General features: G+C 64.4%; 5 protein-coding genes and 3 pseudogenes. 4 read left to right on the forward strand and 4 right to left on the reverse strand.

Annotation, left to right across the window (positions count from 1 at the left end; translation table 11 throughout):
- Window positions 1-199 precede the first annotated feature (199 nt).
- Entirely contained in the window at window positions 200-799 is a 600-nt protein-coding gene (locus ACZ50K_RS37425; protein WP_468911898.1) for a hypothetical protein, read from the reverse strand.
- Between the two features lie 780 nt (window positions 800-1,579).
- On the opposite strand from ACZ50K_RS37425, the gene ACZ50K_RS37430 reads away from it, so the two are divergent.
- From ACZ50K_RS37430 to ACZ50K_RS37440, 3 genes and pseudogenes are all read left to right on the forward strand, one after another.
- Window positions 1,580-2,698: a DUF6192 family protein gene (locus ACZ50K_RS37430; protein ID WP_468911906.1), complete on the forward strand. Its 1,119-nt coding sequence runs from the start codon at window positions 1,580-1,582 to the stop codon at window positions 2,696-2,698.
- 4 nt (window positions 2,699-2,702) lie between these two features.
- A pseudogene (locus ACZ50K_RS37435) lies at window positions 2,703-3,130 on the forward strand (RacP protein).
- 59 nt (window positions 3,131-3,189) lie between these two features.
- Window positions 3,190-3,990, forward strand: a pseudogene (locus tag ACZ50K_RS37440) (IS5 family transposase); the annotation flags it as partial.
- A 96-nt stretch (window positions 3,991-4,086) separates the two neighbouring features.
- Here the strand turns inward: ACZ50K_RS37440 and ACZ50K_RS37445 are convergent.
- Entirely contained in the window at window positions 4,087-4,968 is an 882-nt protein-coding gene (locus tag ACZ50K_RS37445) for a DUF4184 family protein (protein WP_468911900.1), read from the reverse strand.
- A 481-nt stretch (window positions 4,969-5,449) separates the two neighbouring features.
- Between ACZ50K_RS37445 and ACZ50K_RS37450 the strand changes: the two are divergent.
- Window positions 5,450-5,623, forward strand: a pseudogene (locus ACZ50K_RS37450) (IS630 family transposase); the annotation flags it as partial.
- A gap of 383 nt (window positions 5,624-6,006) precedes the next feature.
- On the opposite strand, the gene ACZ50K_RS37455 reads toward ACZ50K_RS37450, so the two are convergent.
- On the reverse strand, window positions 6,007-6,840 hold the full coding sequence (locus ACZ50K_RS37455) for a hypothetical protein (RefSeq protein WP_468911902.1): 834 nt from the start codon (window positions 6,838-6,840) through the stop codon (window positions 6,007-6,009).
- Between the two features lie 451 nt (window positions 6,841-7,291).
- Window positions 7,292-7,738 carry a hypothetical protein gene (locus ACZ50K_RS37460; RefSeq protein WP_468911903.1) on the reverse strand — a complete coding sequence of 149 codons (447 nt, stop codon included), beginning with the start codon at window positions 7,736-7,738 and terminating at the stop codon, window positions 7,292-7,294.
- Window positions 7,739-8,569 lie beyond the last annotated feature (831 nt).

Here is an 8,569-nt window from a genome sequence, read left to right on the forward strand (position 1 = left end):
CCCGCCAGCGGATCCCGTCGATCAACCGCCGCCGGCACACCGACGGCCTGCCCAACCCCGCGACCGGCAACAACGGCCCCAGCACCGCCCACTGGCCATCGCGGCGGAGGCTTGCGCGATGCCGCCGGCACGGTCCCCGGACCGGGCCTCGCTGGCCGCGTGGGGGACCCGCCGGAACCGGTAGCTGCGCCGGGGCCGGCTACCCGCCCACGGTGCGGTGGAGGGCGGCCCGCAGGACTTCCCCGGTGGTGGTGACCTGGGCGGCCGCGCGGGCGCGTTCGGTGAGGGCTTCGGGCGGGGCGCTCTGCTCGCGGAACGCGCTCGCCCCCCACCGGTCTCCCCACTCCTGAAGCACCCGGAGGTGGGGCTGGTTCGTCCAGTAGACCCCCCGCCGCAGCGGCACCGCCACGCTGTCGGGCAGGGTCAGGCACAGCCGGCCCGTCAGCCCGGTCCCGCCGTGGCGGCCGGTGCCGCCGAGCAGCTGCCCGCCCTGCTGCGCGTCCTCCGGGACCGGCTCCCACTCCCGCAGCAGGCCCCGGACGTCGAGTTCGGTACGGAGTGCGGGGGCGAGCGCGTACCAGCGGGTGACCCGGTGCGTCCCGTCCTCCCGCAACCGCCCCCGCTCCCCGCGGATCCGCGCCCGCACCTCCCGCAGCTCCGCACCCCGCAGGCCGAGCAGACCGGCGTCCTGCTCGGCGCCGGAGCGCCAGCGGAGTTCGGCGGACTGCTGCTCGGCGACCAGGGCATCGAGCCGGGCGAGGTGGTCGGGGAGTACGGCGATGACCATGGTGTGTCCCATGACCGTCATCATCCCGGTTCCAGGGGCGCCGGTTCAGCCGGCCGGTCAACCCATATAGAAACTGCGAGTCCCGGGTTCGGTGTTCATGCCCCCTCGGTGCTCCCCGCCGACTAGCCTGTATGCAACCAGTGCATGTCTGATGGGAGTTGCCCATATGCAGAGTTCAGAGGCCTTGCTCCGCCTCACCGTGGCGGCCCTGATGTACGCGACGGGGGAGTCTCAGGCTGACCTTGGCCGGGGTCTGAGTACCTGATCCATATCCCGGTTGCCGATGGGTCGTGGGCTCTAGGCTGGGTCAGTGTCCGGAGGTTCGGGGCGGTCGGGTGTGCGGGTGTGCGGTGGCTGCGGTGACCGGTTGGATCCGGGATTGCGGCCGGACGCGTTGTTCTGCTCGACTGCGTGTCGTGCCAGGCAGCGGCGCCGAACACGCCGTTTGAGGCGCCGGGTGGTGGCGGAGCTGAGTGGGGCCGGCCGGGCGGTGTGTCCCGAGTGCGGGACGGGCTGGGTGGCCGGGGTGGACCGACGCTCGGATGCCGTCTTCTGCTCACGGCGGTGCGTGACAAGGGCCTGGCGGGCCCGGAAGGAATCGTTCGGCGAACGGTCACAGTGACCGCTCTGCGAACGCATTTCAATCGGACAATCAGTCAGACTCCGCCTATTTGTGGTCAATCGTTGCGATCTTTGCCAGGCTGTCCCGACTCTCGGTCTGGAAGCGGGCCGCGTCTTGTCACGGCCGAGGGGCTGTGCCCCGGCCCGTTCAGGGTGGTGGGCACCATGGCCATGCCCGAGAAGATCGAGAGTGCCGACAAGGTCGGCAGTGTCAGCGCCCACCGTTACGAGCAGATCGTGGCGGAACTGCGCAAGGTCGTGGAGGCCCAGAGTCGGGGGCAGTTCGCGATCGGGGATTACGCGTTGGAGATCGAGCCGATGCGTGAGTGCGGCTACCAGGAACGCGGTGAGGAGTTGTTCACGGTCCGAGACTCCCTGTTCCGGTTGGCGGAGGACATCGGGTTGTCGTATTCACAGGTTAAGCATCTGCGGTGGACGGCTTCCTGCTGGCCCGAGCAGCACCGGCAACCGTCAGTGTCGTTCACGGTCCACCGGATCTTGGCGTCGATCGAGGACGAACAGGAGCGGTTTGCCGCGATCTTGAATCCGCCGGCGGTTACGGGCAGGTGGACGCCGGACGAGGCGAACCGCAGGGTCGGGCGGCAGGTCCAGCGGCCGGTCACCCCGCAGGAGAAGGTGAGTGCGATCCACACCCTCGCCAGGGACGAGGATGTGGCCGCGGTGGTGACCGGTGACCTGCTCCGGCGGCCGGCGGTGGTCGCGCAGGTCCGTGCCGAGGACCGGGTCAGCGCCGTCCACAGCCTGGTCGAGGACGAGGAGATCGCTGCGGCCGTTACCGGTGACCTCCTCAAACGCCCCACGGTCGTCGCCCAGGTCCGCCAGGAAGACCGAGTGAGGGCGGTGGAAGAGCTGACCCGCGACGAACAGGTCGCGGCGACGGTGACCACAGGTCTACTGCGCAGGCCAGCCGTCGCTTTCAAGGCGATGGGCGACGACACCGCCCGCCACCAGGTCAATCACGCCCAGGTCGAACGCGGCCGACAGGCCCGAGAACACTTCGATCAGACCAGTCCGGTGGCTCCTGCGGTGAGGCGTATCGATCGGACGGTGGAGTTCCTGGACCTGATCACCGCCTGCCACGCCTTCGTCGCCGCCTCCGGCCGCGTCGTACCGGGGCTGCGGGACCGGCAGCTCGGCAAGGACGAACGCGTGATCGTCCACGAGAACATCGCCCGCGTCAGGGCGACCCTGGACTGGATCGAAACCGCCGTCGACACCGGAAAGGTCGACGTCGACGTCGAACTCGCCCGCCTGCTCCAGGGCGAGTAGCCGGATGCCGGGCGCCATCCGGCGCCGTTCGGCCGCGGCCGAACGGCGTGCCGACACCGTCCGCATCATCCTCTTCGAGGCCCGCCCGGCCGGACTGGCCTTCGGCCAGCTGGTCCGCTCCAGCGAACTCTCCCCTTCCCAGGCCCGCGCGGGACTGGCCTGCCTGCGCGACACCATCGCCGAGCGGGGGCTGGCCACCGCTGATCTGGACCAGGCCCGACGGCTACCGGTTCTGCTCCGACCCGCACGAACTCCAGGCGTACGAAGTCGCGGTCATCCGAGAGAAGCTCACCGAGATCCGCCGCTTCATCACCGGCGTCGTCGCCCCCCACACCGTCCTACAGCCCAAGGGCCGGTGGATCCGGCATGCACACACAGCTCAACTCCGTCGAATCCACCCTCGACATCATCGCCGACTACGCCGATGCATGAAAATGGGCAGGTCCGGCCGCTTCGCGGCCGGACCTGCCCATAAAGGGAGGGGAAACCCGTTGACCCGGCGGCGCTGCTATCCCTCGGACACCTTCGATGACGAGTGGGCCTTGATCGAACCGCTGCTGCCGATCCCTGCCTGCGAGACGCCGAAAGGAGGGCGGCCGGAGAGGCATCCGCGGCGGGAGATCGTGGATGCCATCCGGTATGTCGTGGACACCGGATGCAAGTGGCGGGCTTTGCCGAAGGACTTCCCGCCGTGGCGGACCTGCTACAACTTCATGGCCCGCTGGGCCGCCGCCGGCGTGATCGGACAGATCCGCGACCATCTCCGCAAACGGATCCGCCTCGACATGGGCCGGGCCCCGGGAGCGGTCGCCACCGTCATCGACTCCCAGTCCGTCAAGGCCGCCGAGACCGTCGGCCGCGACTCACGCGGCTACGACGCGGCGAAGAAGATCAACGGCCGCAAGCGGCACCTGGTCGTGGACACCAAGGGCCTGCCGCTGTTCGTCATGGTCACCCCTGCCGATATGACCGACCGCGACGCAGCGAAAGAAGTCTTGTTCCGGCTGAGGCTGATGCACCCGGAGATCACGATCGTCTGGGCCGACTCCGCCTACGCCGGCCAGCTCGTGACCTGGGCGAAGAATTACCTCAACCTGACGGTCAAGACGGTCAGCCGTCCCAAGGAGGCGGTCGGCTTCGTCGTCCTGCCCTGCCGCTGGGTCGTCGAGAGGTCGCACGCCTGGGTCATGCACGCCCGCCGGAATGCACGCGACTACGAACGCCTCGTCCAGCACTCCGAAACTCTGATCACCTGGGCAGCCATCACCCTGATGGCCAGGCGGATCATCCGCCGACAATCCCGCCGGACAGGCCAGCCGGCCTCCCGCGAACACACTCGAGACTGACTGCGGTTCCCACGGCAAATATCGACGTGGCCCTGTCAGGTGTCATGCCAGGTTGCCTGCGAGTTCGCTGTTGTCCCGTCGGCGCCGGAGAAGCCGGCTGACCTGCCAGGCGATGCCGTAGACGAGCAAGGCGACCGCCAGTCCTGCGACGGCGCCCTTGGCGATGTCGTACAGGAATCCCTGGATGGTGGACCCCCACGGGGCCTCCACCATCCGCTCCGGATAGGTGGTGATGTTGCCGCCGCCCGGGAGGGTCTGCGTCGTCGGCTGGTCGAAGTTGGTCTCGGTGGTGTAGCGGTAGGCGGCGAAGCCCTGGAACCGTGCCGCGGCCCCAAGCACGCCGGCCAGCGCCAGGGCCACCACGACACTCCAGCGCTTCGCCGGACTCAGGCGGTCGTGACCTTCCGGCGAGGTGCGCAGCCGGTCGCGGTGGCGCCACAGGTACACCCCGATGGCAGCCAGGCCCACGGCTGTGTTCACGTAGGTCAGGATGTTCCCGGGCAGGAGACCGGTGTCGGTCAGCAAGTCCCATGCCAGGTGGGAGGCGATGCCGATCAGGGCGGACACCAGGAGCCACATGCCCTTCTTCCCGAGCCCGAGGAGGCCTTCCGCAGGCTGCGGCTGTTCCCCCTGCCTGCCCCAGGCGGGAGGACACAGGGCCAGCACGGGACCGCGCACCAGCCTGTAGAGGACGAGCAAGCCGGCCGTGAAGATCAGGTCGACGGTGAAGATCCCGGTGACCGCGTGCGAAGTGGTGGCGTTCGTCAGCGGTTCGTACCACGTATGAGACGTCGCTGACAGGCCGAGAGCCCCCAGGAAGTAGGGGACATCGGGTGCCATCGCACCCGCAATCAGCGCTGCCGGAACAAACGGACGCCGAAGCAGGGGCAGGACCGCAGCTGGATGCGCAAGGGTGAACGGCATCGGATTCCCGACTCTTTGAGGCGGATCCGGAAGCACCAGGAACGCCGTGAACAAGGACTCCCACGACCGTACGCACAGGTCAGGACCACGGCCAGAGCAAAAGGTCAACCATGCCCGATGGGGAAGCACTGTCTGCCTGTACGGATATGGATCAGGTACTCAGCTTGTTCTTTATCTACCAAGATCTTCCGCCGCCCATTCCGCGTCCGTCATGTCCGACGGATACCGCCGCACCCGGTCGGGATGGTCGGCCGCGTTACCGTACATGTGGGCGAGGCAATCACATGATGGTGCAGCTGAGTTGAACCGGAAGGGCTCGGACACGTACAACAAGGACACCAGGGCCTCCGGGCACTGCTCGGTCAGATTCGCATCCCCGAGCTACCGAGAGGCCCTGCCTTCATACGCGCACAACGGGAAGATCACCCGGGCGATAAGCCTGTTCGAACCACACGCTCCATGATCGGTTGAGATACGGCTTCTGAACCCGCAGGAAGGCATCTGGTCGCTGGTCAAGCGCGACATCGGAAACCTCGCCGCGGCCGACCTCGGCCAGATCACCCGCGACGTCAAGCGCAGGCTCAAGCGGATCCAGTACCGCCCGGACCTGGTCCACGGCTGCCTGGCCGGCACCGGCCTGATCATGGACGACTGACCGACATCACGCATTCAAGTTCAGTACCGGTCCGCGGTGTGGTGGAGGGCGGCCCGCACGGCCTCCCCTGTGATGGTGAACCGAGCGGCGGCCCGGGCGCGTTCGGCGAGGGCATCGGGCGGTGCCGACTGCTGGCGGAGTGCGTCCGCCCCACCGGTCCCCGGAGGGGGGCTCACCGCGGGAGCCGGGCGGTCGGCATCGCCGATACGGTGGCCTTTGAACGATCAGGTCCCAGGTCACGACATCAACACTGCGGGACAGGACAACATCATCGCCGACGGGCTGCAGGGGTCGGTCTGGTGACGCTACTGCCGCTGCTTGGAGACTTGCGGCCGGGCCCTCTCGACAACACCGACGAATACCGTGGCTACATCGTTCTACGATCAATAGTCACCGGTTTTGAGCGCGCATTGGGCATCTAGCGCACCATGAATTCTGGGGTTGTCTGGACGGCTGGGGTCTGGATATCCGAAAGTAACGGATGGCATACTGAGAGTTGCTCCAGAGTGATGAGATACCGTAATGTCGCCAGTGTATTGGACTTCCGCGGTTAGCATTTCTATGTAGCCGCGTTTCCAGGGGCCAATCGGTGCGCTGACGCTGTCAATCTGCAGCTTTGACGTGGAAACGGTTTCGTTGTACGTTTTCTTGATCCCCGCAGTAACGAAGGACTCCATTCCGAAGTGGGCCTCCGTGCTGATGGAGTTGGTATACTCCGCCTTCTCATGCCAGCCGAAATGATGGATTACTTCCTGGTCAGAACAGTTATCCCAAACCTTGGAAATGAAGCGCGGTGAAGAATATGCTTTCTTATTCATGGATGAAGGTCCGAAAGAGCACTTGCCTTTGGTGCAATATTCTGCGTAGTATTTCCCTTGTGCTTTCTTGTCTGATATTTCTCTTTTCCCGATGTAGTAGACGTAGAAGTTTGCGGACGGATCGTAGTGATTCCCTATGTCGGCAGCGCATGCAAATGTTTGGGACTTGCTGCCGTCCCTTTCGGTAATACTGCACGATGTTTTATTCGACGTAGCGAAGGGAACGAGTGCGTAGAACCTGGCAATCTGTCCGGTTCCCTCTATTTCGTAGGTGAACTCGGCGGATAGCTTGTCCGGTAGGCCTGGTGCGCCGATTTTGAAGCTCGCGGCATCTGAGTCCGACGCAATGTACCCCTGAGGGGATCTGTGCCAAGTTCCCCGATTGGTGGTACTGGTCAAGCGCAGATTGTTTGCAGTCTCGTTGTGGACGACTCCGGTTATAGAGCTCTGCGTCGAGACGTCTTCGTCCTTCATGTTGTGGTTGCTTGGTTCTGCTGCGAAACTCGTGGTAACGAGCATCAAAGACGTTGACAGGACAGCTGATGTATACAACGATATCCTTCCCAGCAATTTTTTCCTCCTCCTCCGCGTTTTCGCTGGAGCATTCAACTGTTTTACAATTGGATGCAACCGGCCAAATGGCTTGTACTAGTGTGAGCGTAATCTGCACATCCGACCGGATGGGCGCAGGGTCTATCTTGCGCCGTCTATTTGACCCTTATTAGACGGGCCTCTACTATCTGATCGGGCGGTCAACGAGCGATTGGACGACTGCGAGCTAAGTAGCGCTCAGGGATCCTTTTGCACCTGAGCGCTACATCAAATCCCGGTTGCTATTCGCGGGAAACTATCAATTCTCCATCTGAACATGAACTGCGGGATGCCAGCCAGAGCTAATGATTGCTTTGTAGTTTCCGCTAGCGGTCACGCTATTCTTGCCGATCTCGGGTACGCGTACGCGGACTTCGCATTTTGTCCCCTCATCAATCTTATAGTAGATGGCGGAGGCTAGGGAAATTGATCCGACGGGTATGGACAGGCCGCGAAACGCGGCTTTGGTCTTTGCGATTCTATTTCGTGCAGCTTCGGGATCAATGAATTCTTGAGGCTTCTGCTCAAAGGCACGGTCACTTTCACCGTATTCTTGAACGTAGTATTTGTGAAGATTTAATATGTTTTTTGTGGCATTCGTTGCATCGAAAATGGTTGAGCAGTTCGAGCTAGCTTCCACCCCATCTGATTTGCCGGAAGTGGCAGTCGACGCCTGTGCGTTCGGTAGAATGTGCTGCTGAAGCATAAGACGTTCCTGCGGCGATACCCAGGAGAGTGCAAGCCGCGGCACTCACTCCCGCTATCTGACGTACCGAGATATTCATTCTAGTCCAATGCGATCGGCTGCTAGTTTCCGTGTGCGGAACATCGTATGTGCTGTTTCTATTCGATTGAGTAGTTGCAACCTTAAATTTCGGAGTTGTTTGAACGCGGGCCCGGGATGGGAGCGGGAGCGCACACCCCACGTGCTACGCCGCGTGGGGCTGACCGGGGCCGCTGCGCTGGCAGACACCGTCGTGAACCAGCCCGCCCTGCTCTTGCAGCACGCGGAGAAGCGCCCCCCTGCCGAGACCTGCTCGTGTTGGACGAGCTGGCGCACATCCAGCGGCAGTACGACGAGGACGCGCGGCCAGAAATGGGCCGGCTGCTCGCGACCCCGCGCGGGCCTCATGGGTCCGGTGCCGACGAGTAGCCCTTCGCCCCGACCGCCCGAAGCGTGACCCCTGGTCGTCGACGTCCTCGACAAGGCCGCCCCGCTGGGCATGCCGACGTGCCAGGCGCCACCCGGCACCGGGCCAGTCCTCCCGGGGCCCGGCAGCAGCCCGGTCAGTGCCGGAGCGCGTAGTCCAAGGTTTCCTGATCAGGCAACGCCCCCGGGCAGGCGTATCCGCCCGCCCTGGGGCCTGTCCGCAGGTGCGCGTACACCCGTACCTCGAACTCCTCCTGACCGTGTGTCGGCCGTAGCCGTGTCGCTGAGGGGGTGGGCTTGCTTCGCTTTGACGGACATCGGAGATCAGGGGTTTTGGCCCCGGAAGGATGATGTTCATCATGGAGAGCATGGCGAAGAAGAAGGTGC

Source organism: Streptomyces sp. NPDC033845 (assembly GCF_055576225.1).

What these genes read in the sequence shown, in the direction of transcription:
- ACZ50K_RS37425 (WP_468911898.1), bottom strand. Translation starts at nt 799, where the DNA reads ATGGGACACACCATGGTCATCGCCGTACTCCCCGACCACCTCGCCCGG.
- ACZ50K_RS37430 (WP_468911906.1), top strand. Translation starts at nt 1,580, where the DNA reads ATGCCCGAGAAGATCGAGAGTGCCGACAAGGTCGGCAGTGTCAGCGCC.
- ACZ50K_RS37445 (WP_468911900.1), bottom strand. Translation starts at nt 4,968, where the DNA reads ATGCCGTTCACCCTTGCGCATCCAGCTGCGGTCCTGCCCCTGCTTCGG.
- ACZ50K_RS37460 (WP_468911903.1), bottom strand. Translation starts at nt 7,738, where the DNA reads ATGCTTCAGCAGCACATTCTACCGAACGCACAGGCGTCGACTGCCACT.